Source organism: Streptococcus oralis, assembly GCF_023109005.1.
In the GTDB taxonomy this organism is placed as follows: domain Bacteria; phylum Bacillota; class Bacilli; order Lactobacillales; family Streptococcaceae; genus Streptococcus; species Streptococcus oralis_BU.
Window position 1 is genome coordinate 505,542 of sequence record NZ_JALDTU010000001.1, and the last position, 21,308, is coordinate 526,849.

Sequence of the window (21,308 nt, forward strand, 5' to 3'; positions counted from 1 at the left end):
CCGACATTTATAGAATGGTGTGGATTTTAGATTAGTAAATTATTTATCTATAGTTTATCTATATAAGAAGGAAAGTTAGCGGATGCTAGCTTTTTTGTTTTTTTCAAAAAATAAATCAAAAAAATTTTTTGATTTCATAAACATTTCATATTTGGATTTTATAATAGTCTTACAAATATGGAGGTGACAAATGAATCCAATCCAAAGAGCTTGGGCTTATGTCAGCAGAAAACGACTGAGAAGTTTTATTTTATTTCTGATTTTATTGGTCCTTTTAGCAGGAATTTCAGCCTGTTTGACTCTGATGAAGTCCAACAAAACAGTAGAAACAAATCTTTACAAATCTCTCAATACATCTTTTTCTATCAAAAAGATAGAGAATGGTCAGACCTTCAAGTTATCGGACCTAGCATCCGTGAGCAAGATTAAGGGACTGGAAAATGTCTCTCCTGAACTTGAGACGGTCGCAAAACTAAAAGACATGGAAGCAGTGAGTGGTGAGCAGAGCGTTGAACGTGATGATTTGTCCGCTGTGGACAAGAATTTAGTGAGCTTAATGGCTCTTGAGGATTCATCTAGGGATGTTACCTTTACCAGTTCGGCTTTCAATCTAAAAGAAGGGCGACACCTTCAAAAAGGGGATGCAAAGAAAATCCTTATTCACGAAGAGTTGGCTAAGAAGAACGGTCTTTCGCTTCATGACAAGATTCGCTTGGATGCTGGTCAATCCGAAGCTGGGAAAGGGCAAACAGTTGAGTTTGAAATTGTCGGCATCTTTTCTGGTAAAAAACAAGAGAAATTCACAGGCTTATCTTCTGACTTCAGTGAAAACCAAGTCTTTACAGACTATGAAAGTAGCCAAACTCTTTTAGGAAATAGTGAATCTCAAGTCAGTGCAGCGCGCTTCTATGTAGAAAATCCTAAGGAAATGGACGGTCTCATGAAGCAGGTGGAAAACTTGGCTTTAGAAAGTCAAGGCTATCAAGTCGAAAAGGAAAACAAGGCCTTTGAACAGATCAAAGACTCAGTAGCAACCTTCCAAAGCTTCCTCACTATCTTCCTTTATGGGATGTTGATAGCAGGAGCAGGAGCCTTAATTTTGGTCTTGTCTCTCTGGTTGAGAGAAAGGGTCTACGAAGTGGGGATTCTTTTGGCACTTGGAAAAAGCAAGATCTCAATCTTCCTACAGTTCTGTTTAGAGGTAGTTTTGGTATCTCTTGGAGCTTTGCTTCCATCCTTTATTGCTGGGAAGGCCATTACATCCTATCTGCTACAAACTGTACTAGCCAGTGGAGATCAAGCAACCTTACAAGACACACTAGCCAAAGCAAGCAGTCTATCAACCAGTCTCCTATCCTTTGCAGAATCCTATGTCTTTCTGCTCTTGATTGGTTGCTTGTCTGTAGCCCTTTGTTTCCTATTCTTATTTAGAAAATCACCCAAGGAAATTTTATCATCTATTAGTTAATACTCTTCGAAAATCTCCTCAAACCGCGTCAGCTTTATCTGCAACCTCAAAGCTGTGCTTTGAGCAACCTGCAGCTAGCTTCCTAGTTTGATCTTTGATTTTCATTGAGTATAAGAAGGAGAAATCATGACTTTATTACAATTGCAAGATGTTACCTACCGTTATAAGAACACTGCTGAGGCAGTTTTATATCAGATCAAGTATAATTTTGAACCCGGAAAGTTTTATAGTATCATTGGTGAGTCAGGAGCAGGAAAATCCACTCTCTTGTCCCTACTGGCTGGTCTAGATAGTCCTGTTGAAGGTTCTATCCTTTTCCAAGGAGAGGACATTCGGAACAAGGGGTATTCATACCATCGCATGCACCATATTTCCCTGGTCTTTCAAAATTATAACTTGATAGATTATCTTTCTCCGCTGGAAAATATCCGCTTGGTCAACAAAAAAGCAAGCAAGGATACACTTCTTGAGCTTGGTTTGGATGAAAGTCAGATCAAGCGGAACGTTCTCCAGTTATCAGGTGGTCAACAGCAACGTGTCGCCATTGCTCGCAGTCTGGTATCAGAAGCTCCAGTTATTCTTGCTGATGAGCCAACAGGAAATCTGGACCCTAAAACTGCCGGAGATATTATCGAACTGCTCAAGTCACTTGCTGAGAAAACAGGTAAATGTGTAATCGTTGTCACCCACAGTAAAGAAGTGGCACAAGAGTCAGATATTACACTTGAATTGAAGGACAAGAAACTGACTGAAATATAGAATCTAGTTATTAAACTTTAAAATAGTATTAGTTGGTAACCAGATACGTGTAAAGTAATAATAAACAAATTGAGTCTTTAACAACTATTTCCCGCAATAGTGATAGCCTAGATAATAACAGAGTTATTATCTAGGCCGGAATTTTTGAGACATATGGCTCAAAAATTAGGGATGAAATTCCTATAGGAAGTTGCTCCCGTCCGCACAATCTAAGGGAAATAGTAAAAAAATAATTTATATAAGTTATAAGACATTGAAATAGAACAAAATCTAGAAAGGGAACCTATGTTACACAACGCATTTGCCTATGTTACAAGGAAGTTTTTCAAATCGATTGTTATCTTCCTGATTATTCTCCTCATGGCGAGCTTGAGTTTGGTCGGCTTGTCGATCAAGGGAGCTACTGCCAAGGCTTCTCAGGAGACGTTTAAAAATATCACCAATAGCTTCTCCATGCAAATCAATCGTCGCGTCAATCAAGGAACGCCTCGTGGTGCTGGGAATATCAAGGGTGAAGACATCAAAAAAATCACCGAAAACAAGGCCATCGAGTCTTATGTCAAACGTATCAACGCTATCGGAGATTTGACTGGATATGACCTGATTGAAACGCCAGAAACCAAGAAGAATCTCACTGCTGATCGTGCCAAACGTTTTGGAAGTAGCTTGATGATTACAGGTGTCAATGACTCCTCTAAAGAAGATAAGTTTGTCTCTGGCTCATATAAGCTGGTTGAAGGTGAGCACCTAACCAACGATGACAAAGACAAGATTCTCATGCATAAGGACTTGGCAGCTAAACACGGCTGGAAAGTCGGTGATAAGGTCAAATTGGACTCCAATATCTACGATGCAGACAATGAAAAAGGTGCCAAGGAAACAGTCGAAGTGACAATCAAGGGACTCTTTGATGGTCACAATAAGTCGGCAGTAACCTACTCACAAGAGCTCTACGAAAACACAGCTATCACAGACATTCACACTGCTGCAAAACTTTATGGATACACAGAAGACACAGCTATTTATGGGGACGCAACCTTCTTTGTAACAGCAGACAAGAACTTGGATGACGTCATGAAAGAGTTGAATGGTATAAGTGGTATCAACTGGAAGAGCTACACACTTGTGAAGAGCTCCTCTAACTACCCAGCTCTAGAGCAATCCATCTCTGGTATGTACAAGATGGCCAATCTCCTCTTCTGGGGTAGCTTGAGCTTCTCAGTCCTTCTCCTTGCACTCTTGCTTAGTCTTTGGATCAACGCCCGTCGCAAGGAAGTGGGAATTCTCCTCTCTATCGGTCTCAAGCAGGCAAGTATCTTGGGACAATTCATCACCGAATCTATCCTGATTGCCATCCCTGCTCTCGTTTCTGCTTACTTCCTAGCCAACTATACAGCTCGTGCAATCGGAAACACCGTCCTAGCCAATGTTACTTCAGGTGTTGCCAAACAAGCAAGTAAGGCAGCACAGGCTTCTAACCTTGGTGGTGGTGCAGAAGTAGATGGCTTTAGCAAGACCTTGTCGAGCTTAGACATTTCCATTCAGACATCAGACTTTATCATCGTCTTTGTCCTTGCTTTAGTTCTAGTCGTTCTTGTTATGGCACTTGCTTCAAGCAATCTCCTTAGAAAACAACCAAAAGAACTCTTGCTCGATAGCGAATAAAAAACTTGCTACCTATTCTCCCCTAAATGGGGTATAATATAGGTAGCATTTTTATCTATTTTGCCTTGATAGGAAGAGGTCCTATCAAGGCAAAATAGAAAGATTTACAAGAAATTTAAAGGAATGTGAAACGTTTTTTCTATGAAAATTTTGATTGTAGAGGATGAAGAGATGATCCGTGAGGGGATCAGTGACTATTTGACGGATTGTGGTTATGAAACCATTGAGGCAGCAGACGGTCAGGAAGCTCTGGAAAAATTTTCCAGCTATGAAGTTGCTCTGGTACTGCTGGATATCCAGATGCCCAAGCTCAATGGCCTCGAAGTCCTAGCTGAGATTCGTAAAACCAGTCAGGTTCCTGTCTTGATGCTGACAGCCTTTCAGGATGAGGAATATAAGATGAGCGCCTTTGCCTCTCTGGCGGATGGCTATCTGGAAAAACCCTTCTCTCTGTCTCTCTTAAAAGTGAGGGTGGATGCAATTTTCAAGCGCTACTACGATACAGGACGAGTCTTCTCCTATAAGGATACCAAGGTGGACTTTGAGAGTTACAGTGCAAGCCTCGCAGGAGAAGAAGTGGCTATCAATGCTAAAGAGTTGGAAATTCTGGACTATCTGGTGAAAAATGAAGGACGGGCCTTGACCCGTTCTCAGATAATCGATGCCGTTTGGAAAGCGACAGATGAGGTTCCCTTTGACCGTGTCATTGATGTCTATATCAAGGAATTACGGAAAAAGCTAGACTTGGATTGTATCCTCACTGTGCGCAATGTTGGTTATAAATTGGAGCGAAAATGAAACGAACAGGTCTATTTACTAAAATATTTATCTATACCTTCTCGATTTTTAGTGTTCTGGTTATTTGTCTTCATTTAGCCATTTATTTTCTCTTTCCATCAACTTATCTAAGTCATCGTCAGGAAACCATTGGCCAGAAAGCGACAGCCATTGCCCAGTCCCTTGACGGAAAGGATAGGCAGAGTATCGAGCAAGTGTTAGACTTGTATTCCCAGACCAGTGATATCAAAGGTTCCGTTAAGGGTGAGATGACTGAGGACAAGTTAGAGGTTAAGGATAATTTTCCATTAGATACAGCTCGCCAGACAACTTCACTCTTCATTGAGGAACGCGAGGTAAAAACGCAAGATGGTAGCACTATGACTCTTCAGTTTCTAGCTTCCATGGATTTGCAAAAGGAAGCAGAGCAGATCAGTCTCCAGTTTCTTCCCTATACTTTGTTGGCATCCTTTCTAATTTCCCTCTTGGTGGCCTACATCTATGCTCGGACCATTGTTGCCCCGATTTTGGAAATCAAGCGGGTGACCCGTCGGATGATGGACCTGGATGCTGAAGTACGGTTGCGTGTGGATTCTAAGGATGAGATTGGTGATCTCAAGGAACAAATCAATAGCCTTTACCAGCATCTTTTGACTGTCATTGCGGACTTGCATGACAAGAATGAAGCTATTCTCCAGCTGGAGAAGATGAAGGTTGAGTTCCTACGAGGGGCTTCTCATGAATTGAAAACACCTCTTGCTAGTCTCAAAATCCTAATCGAAAATATGAAAGAAAATATCGGTCGTTATAAGGATAGAGACCACTATCTTGGAGTTGCCTTGGGAATTGTAGACGACCTCAGTCACCACGTTCTCCAGATACTTTCTCTCTCTTCTGTGCAGGAAATTCGAGAGGAGAAAGAAGAGGTTGACCTCCTTCAGATGACGCAAAGTCTGGTTAAGGATTATGCTTTGCTCGCCAAGGAGAGAGAACTTCAGGTAGACATTAGCCTAACCCATCAGCAGGCTTACATAAACCCATCTGTCATGAAACTAATCCTATCGAATCTCATCAGCAATGCTATCAAGCACTCCACTACAGGCGGCTTGGTCCGCATTGGCGAGAGGGAAGGGGAGCTCTTTATCGAGAATAGCTGTAGTCCTGAAGAACAAGAACAATTGGCCCAGTCTTTTTCTGGAAATGCTAGTCGCAAGGCCAAAGGTTCGGGGATGGGGATCTTTGTGGTCAAAAGTTTATTAGAACATGAGAAATTGCCTTATCGTTTTGTAAGGCAGGATGATCGCTTGACTTTCTTTATACGCTTTCCTAGAGTTAGCCAAGATTAAAAAGAAAAGGCTTACATCAATCGAATTAGAAGAAATTCAATCTAAAGTATGGGAAAAACTAGCTTTTTTTATCAAAAAGTGATAAAATGAACAATGTAAATGGGTTGACCCATAAAAATATACAGGAGGCCTGATAAAATGGCAATCGTTTCAGCAGAAAAATTTGTCCAAGCAGCTCGTGACAACGGTTATGCAGTTGGTGGATTTAACACAAACAACCTTGAGTGGACTCAAGCTATCTTGCGTGCAGCAGAAGCTAAAAAAGCTCCAGTTTTGATCCAAACTTCTATGGGTGCTGCGAAATACATGGGTGGTTACAAAGTATGTAAACTTCTCATCGAAAACCTTGTAGAATCAATGGGAATTACTGTACCAGTTGCTATTCACCTTGACCATGGTCATTATGAAGATGCACTTGAATGTATCCGAGTTGGTTATACTTCAGTTATGTTTGACGGTTCACACCTTCCAGTTGAAGAAAACCTTGAAAAAGCTCGTAAAGTTGTAGAATTTGCTCATGCAAACGGCGTATCAGTAGAAGCTGAAGTTGGTACTATCGGTGGTGAAGAAGACGGAATCATTGGTGATGGCGAATTGGCTCCAATTGAAGATGCTAAAGCAATGGTTGCAACTGGTATTGACTTCTTGGCAGCTGGTATTGGTAACATCCACGGTCCTTACCCAGCAAACTGGAAAGGTCTTCACCTTGATCACTTGCAAAAATTGACAGAAGCAGTTCCAGGCTTCCCAATCGTATTGCATGGTGGTTCAGGTATTCCTGATGACCAAATCCAAGCAGCTATCAAACTTGGTGTTGCGAAAGTTAACGTTAACACTGAATGCCAAATCGCATTTGCTAACGCAACTCGTAAATTTGTTGCTGAATACGAAGCAAACGAAGCAGAATACGATAAGAAGAAACTCTTTGACCCACGTAAATTCTTGAAACCAGGTTTCGAAGCAATTACAGAAGCTGTTGAAGAACGTATCGACGTATTCGGTTCAGAAGGTAAAGCATAATCTAGCTGAACAATACAGAAAGAACCTGCCCATTAGGGTGGGTTTTTTGGTTGGGAAAAATAAAATAAATGATATAGACTTTATATTATGCCTTTGATATAATTAATTTAGCTTAGAGGTAAATATCAAGTTTTTTTAATACATTTCCGTTTTTATTATGATGCACTATGTAGTTTTAAAACTTTATAAAGTTACTAGATAGCTAGTTTTAGTATATTAGAATTATTGGGGTTGAGGTTAGAGATGAAAGATAATATCGTGAGTTTTTTTCAGTATTTTTTTTGGAAAAGAAAAATTAAAGAGGTTCATACTCACAGTGAGGATAGTGTTAGACGAGTGTTTAGGTCTATTGCACAGAATGGATTTGATTATTATGGTGAGTCAGTACCTTATGGACGGGCTAAGTGGTTTATTGAGTCAGAAAAAGAATTTTATAATGAATTCTCTAATACTGAATTTGAATATTTTGGCTATTCTCCGGTTAGAAGTTTAAGGGAAGAAGATTTCAAAGAATATGGTTTACTCTTGACCCAGTATGGAATTTTCGAAAAAATGCAAATCAATGATCAAGAAAGGTGTAATGTACAATTTTTTCCATTTTCCAATTTATGGAAAGTAGAGGTAGATGATAATGATCAGTTAGCATTTTACTATCCATATGGGATTATTAAACGTTTGAATGTTTCGAATAGTTTGAACTATGTTGTTAGGGAATTGAATGAATTGATTGCCTCTGGTTATACAAATGATGTACAAGTTGAAAATTTAAACACACAGTTATTAAAAATTGGTAAAAAGAATGTTAATTCAACTACCTTTAGAAGAGGAACTGAGATAGGAGTTGTTTCTTGGATTTTATTAAGTGTTGGTGATAGATTGCATAAAGCTCAAATAAATGCAATGGTTAGCGCTCCGTCAGGGCATGGACATGCAGCTGAGTTTGCAAATAATCTAATGGATAAGATTAAATATCCATTTCACCATGTAAGACAAACTGGTCAAGATAATGCCAAAAATGGCGCGGATCGAATGGTTGGAAATCAAAAAATTCAAACTAAATATTATGCAAGAGCAAGCGGAACTGTAAACTCAGCTTTCGAGTCTAAAAGCGAAGGAGGAATGTATAAGTATAAAGGAATGCAATTGGAAGTTCCTAAAGACCAGTATGATAGAGCAGTTGAATTATTTGAAGAAAAAATTAGACAAGGTAAAGTTGAGGGAGTTAATAATCCAGCTGAGGCAAAAAATATCATCAGAAAAGGTAATATTACCTATAATGAAGCAAAATTGATAGCCAAAGGAGGTAATTTGACCTCGATTAAATTTGATGCAATTGATGGAGCTATTAATTCATTACCAGGTGTAGGTATAAGCTTTGTTATTGTCTTTTCTCAGGCTAAATGGTCGGGTGCAGAAACCAAAGATGCGGCTCTAATGGCTGGTAAAGCAGGATTACGAACCCTAGCTATGGGAACTAGTATCTATGTTGCGTCACAGCAATTTGCAAAAATATTTACAAAACAAATTAATGATTTTTGGGGAAAAAAAATTACAGCTGAAGTGGTTGCAAGACGAGCTGCACCAGTGATATCGTTCGCTGTTATTATGGGTCCAGATATTTTTGAAGCGCTTGTTGGAAGAATTTCTTCACAGCAGCTATTAAAAAATGCAGCAGTTGCTGGGGGCGGTATGATGGCAGGAGCTGGTGCAGGTGCGGTTGGTGGTGCAATTGCTGGACCAATAGGGGCATTAGCGGGTGCGATTATAGGAGGAATTGCAGGAGGAATAGGAGCAAAAGCAATTGCGGATCAATTCATAGAAGATGACCGTGTGGAAATGTTTGCTCAATTAAAAGAAGAGTTTATTGATATTGTGATGGTTATTTCGCTATCTCAGAAAGAGTTTAAAAAAATCCAAGAAGATGTCTTTAATGAACAATTAGAAGGTTTATTGAAGGATATGTTCCAGAGAAAAGAAAATAGTCGAACTTATGCGAAAGAGTTTGTTGAAGAAAAAGTTAAGTCTGTCATAAAAGATAGAAAGCGGGTTGAGTTGAAGGAAATTATTGAGGCTGTCCAAGTAATAAATGATGTTCAAGACCCATCGGAATCAGGATGGGATCAAAATAATGGTGCTTGGTACTATCTAAATAATAGCGGTTCATTAGCAAAGGGGTGGATTCAAGATAATGAACATTGGTACTATCTAAGTGATGATGGCGTCCTAGTAACTGGTTGGTTAAAATATAATGATGCCTGGTATTACTTGAAAGATAATGGAGCTATGGCGACAGGTTGGATTCAAGATTCAGGAAAATGGTATTATTTAAAAGATGACGGTTCAATGGTAACTGGTTGGTACCAAATTGGTGAAAAATGGTATTATTCATATTCATCAGGAGAGCTTGCAGTTAGCACTACCATAGACGGGTATAGAGTTAATGAAAATGGGGAATGTCTTGATTAAATTGAATATTTGAGATAAAATCACTGTTAATACAAACCTGCCCCTAATGGCAGGTTTTTTGGTGTTTTAAGGAAACTATTAAACCAGAATTTTTGATTAAAACTATTATTTTAAGAGTAAAATCTCTAATTTCATAATCTTCAGGCAAACGCTTGCATTCCATTTTTCATTAGACTATAATAGGTTGGTATAAAGCCTTCTGTAATAATAAAATGTAGAGGGTTTAGAAAGTAAGGATTTAGAATATTTGTAGTCAAAAATACAATGTTGCTATTCCTTGCGATAGGGAGATAGATATGTCAATGATAGAAGTGGAACATCTTCAGAAAAATTTTGTGAAGACAGTAAAGGAGCCGGGGTTAAAGGGGGCTTTGCGCTCCTTTATTCATCCTGAAAAGCAGACATTTGAAGCGGTCAAGGATTTGACTTTTGAGGTACCCAAGGGCCAAATTTTGGGCTTTATCGGGGCCAATGGAGCTGGGAAGTCGACAACCATCAAAATGCTGACAGGGATTTTGAAACCGACATCGGGCTATTGTCGGATTAACGGCAAGATTCCTCAGGATAATCGCCAAGATTATGTCAAGGATATTGGAGTGGTCTTTGGACAACGTACCCAGTTATGGTGGGATTTGGCTCTGCAAGAGACCTACACGGTTTTGAAAGAGATATACGATGTGCCGGACTCGCTCTTCCGCAAGCGCATGGACTTTTTGAATGAAGTCTTGGATTTGAAGGACTTTATCAAGGACCCCGTGCGCACTCTTTCACTGGGGCAACGGATGCGGGCGGACATTGCGGCTTCCTTGCTCCACAATCCCAAGGTTCTCTTTTTAGATGAGCCGACCATTGGTTTAGACGTTTCGGTCAAGGATAACATTCGTCGGGCCATTACTCAGATCAATCAAGAGGAAGCAACAACCATTCTCTTGACCACTCATGACCTGAGCGATATTGAGCAGCTTTGTGATCGAATTTTTATGATTGACAAGGGGCAGGAGATTTTTGATGGGACGGTGATCCAGCTCAAGGAGACCTTTGGCAAGATGAAGACTCTCTCCTTTGAACTGTTACCAGGTCAAAGTCATCTCCTTTCTCAATATGAAGGCCTGCCTGATATAACCATTGATAGACAAGGAAATAGCCTCAATATTGAATTCGATAGTTCCCGCTACCATTCAGCTGATATTATCAAACAAACTCTGTCTGATTTTGAAATCCGTGATTTGAAGATGGTAGATACGGATATTGAGGATATTATCCGACGCTTCTACCGAAAGGAGCTCTAAGATGGTCAAATTTTGGAGACGTTATAAACCCTTTATCAATGCAGGGATTCAGGAGTTGATTACCTATCGAGTCAACTTTCTTCTCTATCGGATTGGCGATGTTATGGGAGCTTTTGTGGCTTTCTATCTCTGGAAGGCGGTCTTTGATTCCTCGCAGGAGTCTTTGATCCAGGGCTTCAGTATGGCGGATATCACCCTCTACATCATCATGAGTTTTGTGACCAATCTGTTGACCAAGTCAGATTCTTCCTTCATGATTGGGGAGGAGGTCAAGGATGGTTCCATTATCATGCGCTTGCTGAGACCAGTGCATTTTGCGGCTTCTTACCTCTTTACCGAGCTTGGGTCCAAGTGGTTGATTTTTATCTCTGTTGGACTGCCATTTTTAAGTGTCATTGTCTTGATGAAAATCTTATCGGGGCAAGGGATTGTAGAAGTGCTGGGATTAACGGTCCTTTATCTCTTTAGCTTAACACTGGCCTACCTGATTAACTTTTTCTTTAATATCTGCTTTGGATTTTCAGCCTTTGTGTTTAAAAATCTATGGGGTTCCAATCTACTCAAGACTTCCTTGGTGGCCTTTATGTCTGGAAGTTTGATTCCCTTGGCTTTCTTTCCAAAGATTGTTTCAGCTATTCTCTCCTTCTTGCCTTTCTCATCCTTGATCTACACTCCAGTCATGATCATTGTTGGGAAATACGATGCCAGTCAGATTCTTCAGGCACTCTTGCTACAGTTTTTCTGGCTCTTAGTGATGATGGGCTTGTCTCAGCTGATTTGGAAACGAGTCCAGTCATTCATCACCATTCAGGGAGGTTAGTATGAAAAAATATCAACGCATGCATCTGATTTTTATCAGACAATACATCAAGCAAATCATGGAATACAAGGTCGATTTTGTGGTGGGCGTGTTAGGAGTTTTTCTGACTCAAGGGTTAAACCTCTTGTTTCTCAATGTACTTTTTCAACACATCCCCTCGCTAGAAGGCTGGACCTTTCAAGAGATTGCCTTTATCTATGGATTTTCCTTGATTCCCAAGGGATTGGACCATCTCTTTTTTGACAATCTCTGGGCTCTAGGGCAACGCCTAGTCCGAAAAGGGGAGTTTGACAAGTATCTGACGCGTCCTATCAATCCTCTCTTTCATATTCTAGTTGAGACCTTTCAGATTGATGCCTTGGGCGAACTCTTGGTCGGTGGCATTTTACTAGCGACAACAGTATCAAGCATTGCTTGGACTCTTCCCAAATTCTTGCTTTTCCTAGTCTGTATTCCTTTTGCGACCTTGATTTATACTTCCTTGAAAATCGCGACAGCCAGTATCGCTTTTTGGACCAAGCAGTCAGGTGCTATGATTTACATTTTTTATATGTTTAATGACTTTGCTAAGTATCCGATTACCATTTACAATTCGCTTCTTCGTTGGTTGATTAGCTTTATCATCCCTTTCGCCTTTACAGCTTACTATCCTGCTAGCTATTTCTTACAGGACAAGGATGGACTCTTTAATATTGGTGGTTTGATGCTGATTTCCCTTGTTTTCTTTGCTATTTCTTTAAAACTCTGGGACAGGGGCTTGGATGCCTACGAAAGTGCGGGTTCGTAAGATATAAAATAGAATGAGATTTAAAAATTAAATATGTTACAAACAACCGTTGAAAATTATAGCGGTTGTTTTTGCATATTTATTGAGGCATAAGTTGTATCCATCCCCCCTTTTTGCAATTTTGGTAGTTATTCCAGTTAATTGATAATATTTTTGATGGTAGGAATGAGTTTATATTGTACCCAGTTAACTATAATATTTATTGACTAGACTATTTGTTAACACGGGTTAAAAAAAAAATTAATCCAGGTTAATTTTTCTTGACTTAAATTTTTTTAATTGATATACTATTTTTCAGAGAGCTAACAATTATATATAAATGTACTACTCTATCCCACTAGATAATACGTCATAAAACTTTTTATAACAAAGGCTAGCAAGGTTAAAGTTTTCTATCTATTGGGTTTAAAATAAAAAATTAAGGAATTAAAATGAAAAAAAGTACGGTATTGTCATTAACTACTGCTGCAGTTATTTTAGCAGCATATGCCCCAAATGAGGTGATTTTAGCAGATGCACCTAGTTCTGAAGATGCTTTAAGAATTTCTGATAAAGAAAAAGTAGTAGCAGATAAAGAAACAAAAAACAATGAACAATCTGAAGATATTCATAATGTTATAGAAATTTCAAAGGATACTGAAGAGAAGAAGACAACAGTTATTGAGGAAAAAGAAGTTGTTAGTAGAAAGTCTGAGATAGACAAAAAAACTAGTAACGAAGTAGAAAGTATCAAAGAAGACTCCAATCAATCCAAAGGAGATGATGCGAACTCATTTGTAAATAAAGATACAGAAAATCCGAAAAAAGAAGATAAAGTTGTCTATATTGCTGAATTTAAAGATAAAGAATCTGGAGAAAAAGTAATTAAGGAACTATCAAATCTTAAGGATACAAAAGTTTTATATACCTATAATACGATTTTTAATGGCACAGCCATTGAAACAACTCCAGATAATTTGGACAAAATTAAACAAATAGAAGGTGTTTCATCGGTTGAAAGGTCACAAAAGGTCCAACCAATGATGAATCATGCCAGAAAGGAAATTGGAGTTGAGGAAGCTATTGATTACCTAAAGTCTATTAATGCTCCATTTGGGAAAAATTTTGATGGTAGAGGTATGGTCATTTCAAATATCGATACTGGAACAGATTATAGGCATAAGGCTATGAGAATCGATGATGACGCCAAAGACTCAATGAAATTTAAAAAAGAAGACTTAAAAGGCACTGATAAAAATTATTGGTTGAGTGATAAAATCCCTCATGCGTTCAATTATTATAATGGTGGTAAAATTACTGTAGAAAAATATGATGATGGAAGGGATTATTTTGACCCACATGGGATGCATATTGCAGGGATTCTTGCTGGAAATGATACTGAAAAAGACATCAAGAACTTTAATGGCATAGATGGAATTGCGCCTAATGCACAAATTTTCTCTTATAAAATGTACTCTGACGCAGGATCTGGGTTTGCGGGTGATGAAACAATGTTTCATGCTATTGAAGATTCGATCAAACACAATGTCGATGTTGTTTCGGTATCATCTGGCTTTACGGGAACAGGTCTTGTAGGCGAGAAATATTGGGAGGCTATTAGAGCATTAAGAAAAGCTGGAATCCCAATGGTTGTTGCTACAGGTAATTTTGCGACTTCTGCTTCAAGTTCTTCTTGGGATTTAGTAGCAAATAATAATCTAAAAATGACAGATACTGGAAATGTAACACGAACTGCTGCACATGAAGATGCGATAGCGGTCGCTTCTGCTAAAAATCAAACAATTGAGTTTGATAAAGTTAACATAGGTGGACAAAGTTTTAAATACAGAAATATAGGTGCTTTTTTCGATAAGAATAAAATCCTAACAAATGAGGATGGCTCAAAAACTCCAAATAAATTAAAATTTGTATATATAGGCAAAGGTCAAGACCAAGATTTGATAGGCTTGGATCTTAAGGGCAAAATTGCAGTAATGGATAGAATTTATACCAAGGATTTAAAAGATGCTTTTAAAAGAGCAACGGATAAAGGCGCACGTGCCATTATGGTTGTAAATACTGTAAATTACTACAATAGAGATAATTGGACAGACCTTCCAGCTATGGGATATGAAGCGGATGAAGGAACTACTAGTCAAGTATTTTCAATTTCAGGAGATGATGGTGTAAAATTATGGAACATGATTAACCCTGATAAAAAAACTGAAGTCAAAAGAAATAATAAGGAAGATTTTAAAAATAACTTAGAACAATACTATCCAATTGATATGGAAAGCTATAATTCTAATAAACCAAATGTAGGTGATGAAAAAGAAATTGACTTTAAATTTGCAGCTGACACAGACAAAGAACTTTATAAAGAAGATATTATAGTCCCAGCAGGGTCTACATCTTGGGGGCCTAGAACAGATTTGCTTTTAAAACCGGATGTTTCAGCACCTGGTAAAAATATTAAATCCACTCTAAATGTTATTAATGGTAAATCCACTTATGGTTATATGTCAGGAACTAGCATGGCAACTCCAATCGTAGCAGCTTCTACTGTTTTGATTCGACCAAAATTAAAGGAATTGCTTGAAAGACCTGTCTTGAAAAATCTTAAGGGAGATGACAAAATAGACCTTACAAGTCTTACAAAAATAGCCCTACAAAATACTGCAAGACCTATGATGGATGCAACCTCTTGGAAAGAAAAGAGTCAATACTTTGCATCGCCTAGACAACAGGGAGCAGGGCTAATTAATGTTGCCAACGCTTTGAGAAATGAAGTTGTAGCAACTTTCAAAAATACAGATTCTAAAGGTTTGGTAAATTCATATGGTTCCATTTCTCTTAAAGAAATAAAAGGTGATAAAAAATACTTTACAATCAAGCTTCACAATACCTCAAATAGACCTTTAACCTTTAAAGTTTCTGCATCAACTGTAACTACAGATGCTCTAACTGACAGGCTAAAACTCGATGAAACATATAAAGATGAAAAATCTCCGGACGGGAAGCAAATTGTTCCAGAAATTCACCCAGAAAAAGTCAAAGGAGCAAATATCACATTTGAGCATGACACTTTCACTATAGGTCCAAATTCCAGCTTTGATTTAAATGCGGTTATAAATGTTGGGGAAGCAAAAAATAAAAATAAATTTGTAGAATCATTTATTCATTTTGAGTCAGTGGAAGAAATGGAAGCTCTAAACTCCAACGGGAAGAAAATAAATTTCCAACCATCTCTATCGATGCCTCTAATGGGATTTGCTGGGAATTGGAACCACGAACCAATCCTTGATAAATGGGCCTGGGAAGAAGGGTCAAAATCAAAAGCGATGGAAGGTTATGATGATGATGGCAAACCAAAAATTCCAGGTACCTTAAATAAGGGGATTGGTGGAGAACATGGTATAGATAAATTTAATCCAGCAGGAGTTATCCAAAATAGAAAAGATAAAAATACAACATCTCTAGATCAAAATCCAGAATTATTTGCTTTCAATAACGAAGGAATCAACGCACCGTCATCAAGTGGTTCTAATATTGCTAAAATTTATCCTTTAGATTCAAATGGGAATCCTCAAGATGCTCAACTTGAGAGAGGATTAACGCCTTCTCCACTTGTATTAAGAAGTGCAGAAGAGGGGGTGATTTCAATAGTAAATACAAATAAAGAAGGAGAAAATCAAATAGACTTAAAAGTCATTTCGAGAGAACACTTTATTAAAGGAATTTTAAACTCTAAAAGAAATGATGCAAAGGGCATCAAATCATCTAAACTAAAAGTTTGGGGTGACTTGAAATGGGATGGACTCATTTATAACCCTAGAGGTAGAGAAGAAAATGCCCCAGAAAGTAATGACAAAAAAGATCCTGCTACTAAGATACGAGGACAATTTGAACCGATTGCGGAAGGCCAATATTTCTATAAATTTAAATATAGATTAACCAAGGATTACCCATGGCAGGTTTCCTATATTCCTGTAAAAATTGATAACACACCTCCAAAGATTGTTTCAATTGATTTTTCAAACCCTGAAAAAATTAAGTTGATTACAAAGGATACTTATCACAAGGTCAAAGAGCAATACAAGAATGAAACGCTATTTGCGAGAGATCAAAAAGAACATCCTGAAAAATTTGACGAGATTGCCAACGAAGTTTGGTATGCTGGCGCCGCTCTTGTTAATGAAGATGGAGAGGTTGAGAAAAATCTTGAGGTCACTTATGCAGGTGAGGGTCAAGGAAGAAATAGGAAACTTGACAAAGACGGAAACACCATTTATGAAATTAAAGGTGCAGGAGATTTAAGGGGCAAAATCATTGAAGTGATTGCATTAGACGGTTCTAGCAATTTCACAAAGATTCATAGAATTAAATTTGCTGATCATGCTGATGAAAATGGGATGATTTCCTATTATCTAGTAGATCCTGATCAAGATTCATCTAAATACCAAAAGCTTGGCGAGATTTCCGAATCTAAATTTAAAAATTTAGAAAATAGAAAAGAGGGTAGTCTAAAAAAAGATACAACGGAGGTAGAACATCATCTTCAAGAAAATGAAGAGTCTATCGAAGAAAAATCTAGCTTGACTATTCATAAAACTATTTCAACAATTAGAGATTTTGAAAGTAAAGACTTAAAGAAACTCATTAAAAAGAAATTTAGAGAAGTTGATGACTTTACAAGTGAAACTGGTAAGAGAATAGAGGAATACGATTATAAATACGATGATAAGGGAAATATTATTGCATATGACGATGGTAGTGCCTTACAATATGAAACTGAAAAACTTGATGAAATCAAATCAAAAATTTATGGCATTCTAAACCCATCTAAAGATGGACACTTTGAAATTCTTGGAATGATCAGTAATGTTTCTAGAAATGCCAAGGTATACTATGGAAATAACTATAAATCGATAGAAATCAAAACGACCAAGTATGATTCGCATTCAAAAACGATGACATTTGATTTATACGCTAATATTAATGATATTGTGGATGGATTAGCTTTTGCAGGAGATATGAGATTCTTTGTGAAAGATGATGATCAGATAAAAGCTGAAACTAAAATTAGAATGCCTGAAAAAAATAAGGAAACTAAAGCAGAATATCCGTATGCATCAAGTTATGGGAATGTAATAGAATTAGGAGAAGGAGATCTTTCAAAAAATAAACCAAACAATTTAACGGACATGGAATCTGGTAAAATCTATTCTGATTCAGAAAAACAACAATATCTATTAAAGGATAACATCATTCTAAGAAAAGGCTATGCACTAAAAGTGACTACCTATAATCCTGGAAAAACGGATATGTTAGAAGGAAATGGAGTCTATAGCAAGGAAGATATAGCAAAAATACAAAAGGCCAATCCTAATCTAAGAGTCTTATCAGAAACAACAATTTATGCTGATAGTAGAAATGTTGAAGATGGAAGAAGTACTCAATCAGTATTAATGTCGGCTTTGGACGGCTTTAACATTGTAAGGTATCAAGTGTTTACATTTAAAATGAACGATAAAGGGGAAGCAATCGATAACGATGGCAATCTTGTAACAGATCCTTCTAAACTTGTATTATTTGGTAAGGATGGTAAAGAGTACACTGGAGAGGATAAGTCCAATGTAGAAGCTATAAAAGAAGATGGCTCCACGTTATTTATTGATACCAAACCAGTAAATCTTTCAATGGACAAGAACTACTTTAATCCATCTAAATCTAATAAAATTTATGTACGAAATCCAGAATTTTATTTAAGAGGTAAGATTTCTGATAAGGGTGGTTTTAACTGGGAGTTGAGAGTTAATGAATCGGTTGTAGATAATTATTTAATCTACGGAGATTTACACATTGATAACACTAGAGATTTTAACATTAAGCTTAATGTTAAAGACGGCGACATCATGGACTGGGGAATGAAAGACTATAAAGCAAACGGATTTCCAGACAAGGTAACAGATATGGATGGAAATGTTTATCTTCAAACTGGCTATAGCGATTTGAATGCGAAAGCGGTTGGAGTACACTATCAATTTTTATATGATAATGTAAAACCAGAAGTAAGCATTGATCCTAAGGGAAATACTAGTATCGAATATGCTAATGGAAAATCTGTAGTCTTTAACATCAATGATAAAAGAAATAATGGATTCGATGGTGAGATTCAAGAACAACATATTTATGTAAATGGAAAAGAATATAAATCATTTGATGATATTAAACAAATAACAGATAAGACACTAAACATTAAGATTGTTGTAAAAGATTTTGCAAGAAATACGACCGTAAAAGAATTCATTTTAAACAAAGATACGGGAGAGGTAAGTGAATTAAAACCTCATAGGGTAACTGTGACCATTCAAAATGGAAAAGAAATGAGTTCAACGATAGTGTCGGAAGAAGATTTTATTTTACCTGTCTATAAGGGTGAATTAGAAAAAGGCTATCAATTTGATGGTTGGGAAATTTCTGGTTTCGAAAGTAAAAAAGACGCTGGCTATGTTCTTAATCTATCAAAAGATACCTTTATAAAACCTGTATTCAAGAAAATAGAGGAGAAAAAGGAGGAGGAAAATAAACCTACTTTTGATGTATCGAAAAAGAAAGAAAAAACACAATCTAATTCAACTAATGATGTCAACAGTATTGTTTCTGATGAAAATGATAAAAATTTTGAAATTAACAAGAACGTTTATCTAAATGAAGAAGGGAACTTAACTAATAAAAATACCAACATCAATAGTAAATCAACTAGTAACAATCCTAATGAGTTGCCAAAAACCGGAACAGCAAGCGGAGCCCAGACACTATTAGCTGCCGGAATAATGTTTATAGTAGGAGCTTTTCTTGGATTGAAGAGAAAAAATAAAGATTAAGACAAAAGCTATAGAAAAATGGTTTATGTACTGAGATTAGATAGTGAGGTGATGACATAGTTTTGTGAAAGTATTGATTTATAAATATATTATTTAGATTTCTATGAAAATGGGAGATTTAAAAGAGATATATGTAAAAGCCTTGTCTCAGGACAGGCTTTTTCTAATGGAGATGAAAATTTCTTGACATCTATTCTCAGAGTGCTATACTAAAAGGGTAATCGCCGATTTAGCTCAGTTGGTAGAGCAACGCACTCGTAACGCGTAGGTCACAGGTTCAAGCCCTGCAATCGGCAGAATCAAGAAGCCCTAATGGGCTTCTTTTTTTTGTAAATATAGGAAAGGTGGAACATATGAGATGGGTTCTGTTTAACGTCTGTGCCTCCTGCTTATAAATAAAAACTAAAATTTATATTTTGTGGTATAATATATATTAACAAGCACTTGTTTTCGTTCCGTTTTAGAGGACTATAGGCTGTTAATCATTTTAGAATTTTTTGCATAGATTTTCTAAAAATTATAAAAATCCATGGATAATAACGGATGAAGTCTCGCAAGCTTGGCTGAATATAAATCAAAAAGGAGAAAATTATGAATAAGAAAGAATGGGTAAAACAATTTGAGGAGGCGAATAGTCGCAAGCCGACGGAATCAGAATTAGCAGAGGCGCAGTCAACTAAAAAGTTTGCGAGAGGAGCTAGAAATATCAAGATCTATATTGGGATAGTCCTCGCTGTTTTAGTTACTCTAATCCTAGTAAGTGTTTTCTCGCATTCTCTGATTGGAAAGAAAGAGTCAAATCAAGCATCGTCTGCCGTTTCAACTACAGAGTCAACAAGTCAATCGTCTACAAGCCAAGGGAAAACAGATGAGACTGATAAGGATAAACAAGAGGAAATCCAAAAACTCAAGGATCAACTGACTGCTTTAGATACCAAAATTACGGAAGCAGAAGCACTTGTTAGCAAGCTAAAGAATGAAGCTGCCGTTCCAAAACTCGATATTGAAGCAATCAAGAACAATGATTTGTCTAGTTTAGAAGGCACTTGGCGTAGTCAATCTGGTAATGAATACATTATTAATGATTCTGGAGAAGTAGATGCGACTTGGTTTACAAATGATCAAAAGTACGAATCTGTAGTTGGATTAAAGGTATCAAAAGGTCAAGATAGTCGTAATCCTGAGACAGCTTCTATCAGTGCGTGGGTAAAAGATTCTGTTGCTGGAGGATTTGTAGTAGTGGCTGTGCCAAGTGGAGTTGTTATGCAACCTGCTGATGATGGAAAGATTACGGATAAAAGCAATCATGCTGAAGAAAGACTACTTTCTGGGCAAGAGTATGGATCGATGTTAATGAAACCAGAAGATGTTTACTATCGTGTGAAACCAGATACCAGTAAACTTGAGGAAGCAGAAAAGAACTTAGCCCAACTACAAGCAGATCGAGAAGCAATCAAATCTTCTCTAGAGTCAAAGGAAAAGAAAAACTAGATGGTATTTGTTCAAAAATACTGTTACAATCGGCAGAATCAAGAAGCACATTAGGGCTTCTTTTTCTTTTATCACTACTATTCAACCACTTAGACAGAGATATTGACCAGATAGGCAAAAGGGCTTGTTCTTGAAAAAATCCTCTGCTATAATGATTCATGTAAGGGACGTAAGGGGTCAGTATCAGACAACTCAAGTCAATAAAAAAAGAAAATGGAGACAAAAAATGAAAAAATTATTGGGACTTGTATTCTTAGTAGCTGCAGCGATAGTATTGTATTTCGGATCTGTTGGATGGCCAAGTTTGGATGTCAACCTCTGGTCACTGATTCCAGTTGGCTTGTTCCTCTATTTCACTCTAGAAAATCTTTTGAAAAAAGACTACAAGGCTAGCTTGATGTGCTTGATCATCGCCTTTATCATTGCAAATGCTATTTTTGATCTGTTGCCAATTTCAAGTGGTTTGGTGATTGGTGCCGGTGTGCTAGCTTGTGTAGGACTTGGTTACCTCTTTCCTGATAAAGATAAAAAAGAAGGCAAATAAAAAGTCTCGA

The 21,308-nt window shown here is 37.4% G+C and carries 13 protein-coding genes and 1 tRNA gene; all 14 read left to right on the plus strand.

Going from position 1 to position 21,308, the window contains the following annotated elements; all coding sequences use genetic code 11:
• Positions 1-190 precede the first annotated feature (190 nt).
• The 14 genes from M1F56_RS02395 (at position 191) to M1F56_RS02465 (ending at position 21,298) form a co-directional block, all read left to right on the plus strand.
• Positions 191-1,468 (plus strand): ABC transporter permease, encoded by a 1,278-nt coding sequence (locus M1F56_RS02395; RefSeq protein WP_247916735.1) that lies wholly within the window; start codon positions 191-193, stop codon positions 1,466-1,468.
• Between the two features lie 126 nt (positions 1,469-1,594).
• Complete coding sequence (vex2, locus tag M1F56_RS02400) at positions 1,595-2,227, plus strand: ABC transporter ATP-binding protein (RefSeq protein ID WP_247916736.1); 633 nt, start codon at positions 1,595-1,597, stop codon at positions 2,225-2,227.
• A 285-nt stretch (positions 2,228-2,512) separates the two neighbouring features.
• Positions 2,513-3,892: an ABC transporter permease subunit Vex3 gene (gene vex3 / locus M1F56_RS02405; protein WP_000902987.1), complete on the plus strand. Its 1,380-nt coding sequence runs from the start codon at positions 2,513-2,515 to the stop codon at positions 3,890-3,892.
• 141 nt (positions 3,893-4,033) lie between these two features.
• The gene (gene vncR / locus M1F56_RS02410) at positions 4,034-4,690 is read left to right on the plus strand and encodes a response regulator transcription factor VncR (RefSeq protein WP_057488616.1); all 657 of its coding nucleotides are present in this window, start codon (positions 4,034-4,036) and stop codon (positions 4,688-4,690) included.
• Entirely contained in the window at positions 4,687-6,015 is a 1,329-nt protein-coding gene (vncS, locus tag M1F56_RS02415) for a sensor histidine kinase (RefSeq protein WP_247916737.1), read from the plus strand. The genes vncR and vncS overlap by 4 nt, the downstream gene beginning before the upstream one ends.
• Positions 6,016-6,153: 138 nt before the next feature.
• On the plus strand, positions 6,154-7,035 hold the full coding sequence (locus tag M1F56_RS02420; protein WP_001019007.1) for a class II fructose-bisphosphate aldolase: 882 nt from the start codon (positions 6,154-6,156) through the stop codon (positions 7,033-7,035).
• A gap of 243 nt (positions 7,036-7,278) precedes the next feature.
• On the plus strand, positions 7,279-9,501 hold the full coding sequence (locus M1F56_RS09695; protein WP_282184663.1) for an N-acetylmuramoyl-L-alanine amidase family protein: 2,223 nt from the start codon (positions 7,279-7,281) through the stop codon (positions 9,499-9,501).
• A gap of 296 nt (positions 9,502-9,797) precedes the next feature.
• The gene (locus tag M1F56_RS02435) at positions 9,798-10,790 is read left to right on the plus strand and encodes an ABC transporter ATP-binding protein (RefSeq protein WP_057488614.1); all 993 of its coding nucleotides are present in this window, start codon (positions 9,798-9,800) and stop codon (positions 10,788-10,790) included.
• A 1-nt stretch (position 10,791) separates the two neighbouring features.
• Complete coding sequence (locus M1F56_RS02440; RefSeq protein WP_247916738.1) at positions 10,792-11,610, plus strand: ABC transporter permease; 819 nt, start codon at positions 10,792-10,794, stop codon at positions 11,608-11,610.
• A 1-nt stretch (position 11,611) separates the two neighbouring features.
• Positions 11,612-12,397, plus strand: coding sequence for an ABC transporter permease (locus tag M1F56_RS02445; RefSeq protein ID WP_247916739.1), 786 nt, complete (start codon positions 11,612-11,614; stop codon positions 12,395-12,397).
• Positions 12,398-12,828: 431 nt separating this feature from the next.
• On the plus strand, positions 12,829-19,263 hold the full coding sequence (locus tag M1F56_RS02450; protein WP_247916740.1) for a S8 family peptidase: 6,435 nt from the start codon (positions 12,829-12,831) through the stop codon (positions 19,261-19,263).
• Positions 19,264-19,486: 223 nt separating this feature from the next.
• A tRNA-Thr gene (locus M1F56_RS02455) sits at positions 19,487-19,559 on the plus strand.
• 295 nt (positions 19,560-19,854) lie between these two features.
• A complete protein-coding gene (locus M1F56_RS02460; protein ID WP_247916741.1) occupies positions 19,855-20,754 on the plus strand; it encodes a DUF6287 domain-containing protein in 900 nt (299 codons plus the stop codon).
• A 226-nt stretch (positions 20,755-20,980) separates the two neighbouring features.
• Positions 20,981-21,298: a LiaF transmembrane domain-containing protein gene (locus tag M1F56_RS02465; RefSeq protein WP_247916742.1), complete on the plus strand. Its 318-nt coding sequence runs from the start codon at positions 20,981-20,983 to the stop codon at positions 21,296-21,298.
• The last annotated feature ends 10 nt before the right edge of the window (positions 21,299-21,308 follow it).

Bases quoted from the DNA above. Each gene is read 5' to 3' on its own strand.
- M1F56_RS02395 (WP_247916735.1), top strand. From the start codon at position 191: ATGAATCCAATCCAAAGAGCTTGGGCTTATGTCAGCAGAAAACGACTG.
- vex2 (WP_247916736.1), top strand. From the start codon at position 1,595: ATGACTTTATTACAATTGCAAGATGTTACCTACCGTTATAAGAACACT.
- vex3 (WP_000902987.1), top strand. From the start codon at position 2,513: ATGTTACACAACGCATTTGCCTATGTTACAAGGAAGTTTTTCAAATCG.
- vncR (WP_057488616.1), top strand. From the start codon at position 4,034: ATGAAAATTTTGATTGTAGAGGATGAAGAGATGATCCGTGAGGGGATC.
- vncS (WP_247916737.1), top strand. From the start codon at position 4,687: ATGAAACGAACAGGTCTATTTACTAAAATATTTATCTATACCTTCTCG.
- M1F56_RS02420 (WP_001019007.1), top strand. From the start codon at position 6,154: ATGGCAATCGTTTCAGCAGAAAAATTTGTCCAAGCAGCTCGTGACAAC.
- M1F56_RS09695 (WP_282184663.1), top strand. From the start codon at position 7,279: ATGAAAGATAATATCGTGAGTTTTTTTCAGTATTTTTTTTGGAAAAGA.
- M1F56_RS02435 (WP_057488614.1), top strand. From the start codon at position 9,798: ATGTCAATGATAGAAGTGGAACATCTTCAGAAAAATTTTGTGAAGACA.
- M1F56_RS02440 (WP_247916738.1), top strand. From the start codon at position 10,792: ATGGTCAAATTTTGGAGACGTTATAAACCCTTTATCAATGCAGGGATT.
- M1F56_RS02445 (WP_247916739.1), top strand. From the start codon at position 11,612: ATGAAAAAATATCAACGCATGCATCTGATTTTTATCAGACAATACATC.
- M1F56_RS02450 (WP_247916740.1), top strand. From the start codon at position 12,829: ATGAAAAAAAGTACGGTATTGTCATTAACTACTGCTGCAGTTATTTTA.
- M1F56_RS02460 (WP_247916741.1), top strand. From the start codon at position 19,855: ATGAATAAGAAAGAATGGGTAAAACAATTTGAGGAGGCGAATAGTCGC.
- M1F56_RS02465 (WP_247916742.1), top strand. From the start codon at position 20,981: ATGAAAAAATTATTGGGACTTGTATTCTTAGTAGCTGCAGCGATAGTA.